3 protein-coding genes are annotated in these 2,169 nt (G+C 74.0%); 1 reads left to right on the top strand and 2 read right to left on the bottom strand.

Annotation, left to right across the window (positions count from 1 at the left end; all coding sequences use genetic code 11):
- Both ACYVE7_RS32980 and ACYVE7_RS32975 read right to left on the bottom strand, forming a co-directional pair.
- A partial coding sequence (locus ACYVE7_RS32980; protein ID WP_460370368.1) for an acyltransferase family protein occupies positions 1-702 on the bottom strand: 702 nt, incomplete at its 3' end.
- Between the two features lie 55 nt (positions 703-757).
- On the bottom strand, positions 758-1,915 hold the full coding sequence (locus tag ACYVE7_RS32975; protein WP_460370366.1) for an acyltransferase family protein: 1,158 nt from the start codon (positions 1,913-1,915) through the stop codon (positions 758-760).
- Between the two features lie 67 nt (positions 1,916-1,982).
- On the opposite strand from ACYVE7_RS32975, the gene ACYVE7_RS32970 reads away from it, so the two are divergent.
- Positions 1,983-2,169 (top strand): hypothetical protein (locus ACYVE7_RS32970; RefSeq protein WP_460370365.1); only part of this gene is annotated, 187 nt, incomplete at its 3' end.

Below are 2,169 nucleotides of genomic sequence, written 5' to 3'. Positions count from 1 at the left end.
GCACGCGCCGACCGCGAGCCACCGGCCGCCCGACGGCCGCCAGCCCCGCTCGACCAGCACCGCGAGCGCCATCCCCGCCGCGAAGTAGGGGAACCAGCGCGGCAGCAGCGGATGCCAGTAGGAGAAGGCTCCGTAGGAGGCGTGTGTCCGGAGCCACCAGGTGAACACGGCGCAGCCCACCGCGAGGGCCGCCACCGTCCCGATCCGCAGCCGGGCCAGCAGCGGCAGCAGCAGGTAGAAGGCCGCCTCGACGGCCAGGCTCCACACCGGGCCGAGCGCCACCGGACCTGACCCGATCCACCAGCGGCGCGGATCGTACAGATGGGTCAGGGTCAGGAGCTCCGCCCAGGAGCGAAGATCCTGGGCGTGGTGCGGGCTGAACACCGGCAGCGCGACGGCCGTCACCGCCCAGTGCGCCGGGAGGATCCGGACGAGGCGCCGCCGGTAGTACCCGCCGACCGCCACAGGCCCCCGGAGCCATGGCCGGTACAGCAGGTACCCCGACAGGACGAAGAACACCGGCACCCCGCCACCGCAGGCCGCGACCAGCCGCCACACCGGGGTTCCCGGCGACGCCATCGCCGTCAGTTCGGCGACGTGCACGGCCACGACCATCACGATCGCGACGCCGCGCAGCCCGTCCAGCTCCCGCGTCCGCGGCCCGGCCGGACGTGCGGCGCTCGGCACTGCTCGCCGTCCCATGGACCGGGAATTCTGCCGATCACCCCGGCGGGCGGCCAGTGACGTTTGTCAGTGATCACCCATGAGGTTTGCGGCGGCGCGCCAGCGCCTGGGCGGGCTCCTCGACGAACACGTGGCTGAGCGCCGCGACGATCAGCGAGCCGAGGAGCGTCACGCCGAGCAGGAGCGTGAAGTCGCCCGCGTACAGGGGGCGTCCGGTGAGCGCGTACCAGGATTCGATCACCGGGGAGTGCCAGAGGAACACCCCGTAGGAGACCAGCCCGAGCTGGACGGCGACCGGGTTGCCCAGCACCGCCGCGACCACCCGCCCCGCGGGCGCGAACACCGCGGGCGCGGCCACCGCGAGCGCGATCACCGGGTAGAGCAGGATCGTCACCAGGTACTGGTGGGCGTTCTGCGGGCCGTAGGCGGGGGTGGCGAGCGGGGTCGCGACGAGGGCGAGCCCGCAGGCGGCGACCGTCCAGCAGAGCCCGGGAACGGCCCCGACGGCCTCGGTGAGCGCGCCCGGCCGTTCCGCGAGCACCGCGAGGGCCATCCCGCAGGCGAAGATCAGCAGCGAGCGGGGCAGCAGCAGTTCGTTGGCGAAGAGCAGCCCGATGTCCCCGCTGTACCGGACGGCAGCGGCCTCGGCCAGCGACAGCCCGCCGACCACGCCGATCCCGGCCAGCAGCCGCCCCGCCGAGCCGCGGGCCCAGCGGTGCAGCACCCAGGCCAGTCCTGGCAGCAGCAGGTAGAACGACGCCTCGACCGACAGGCTCCAGACCGGGCCGAGCCCCTGCGGGCCGAGCCCCCGCCACCAGGGGTCGGGGTCGTAGGGGTGGGTGAGGGTGAGCAGTTCCAGCCAGGTCCGCGGCGAGCCGGCGTGCTCCCGGTTCTGCCCGAACACCAGCAGGGTGAAGATCAGCATCAGCCAGTAGGCGGGCAGGATCCGCAGCCCGCGCCGGATCAGGTACCGGCGGACCGAGGGCGGTGCGGCGCCGTCCAGGGCGGCGCGGGCGAACGGCCGGTAGAGCAGGAAGCCCGAGAGGACGAAGAAGATCGTCACCCCGACGCCGCCGTTGCCGACCATCCGCCAGAGCAGGGAGTCGGCGGAGTTCTTCCCGGTCGAACCGGCCACGTGCAGAGCGACGACCAGGCCGATGGCCACGGCGCGCAGACCGTCGAGCGGGGCCAGATGGCCCCGGACGGCCGGCGGGCCTGTGATCGTCTGCAACGGGGGTCGCCTCCAGGGGATCGCACCAGTTTGCCCGCTCTCGGGGGATGCCGGGTACGGTCTGGCCATGAGCCAGCGCGCCGCCCGGGTAATCGCCTCCCTCACGCCCAAGCCGCTGCTGGGGGCGGTGATCCGCGCCGTCTATCCGCGGATCGAGCCGGAGCTGGCCCGGCTGGCGGAGTTCGTGCCGGCGGGCGGCACGGCCGTCGACGTGGGCGGCTGGTTCGGGCCCTGGACCGGGCGGCTGCTCGCCC

It is taken from the genome of Actinocorallia lasiicapitis (genome assembly GCF_054778695.1).
This window is presented reverse-complemented; position numbering and strand designations above follow the sequence as displayed.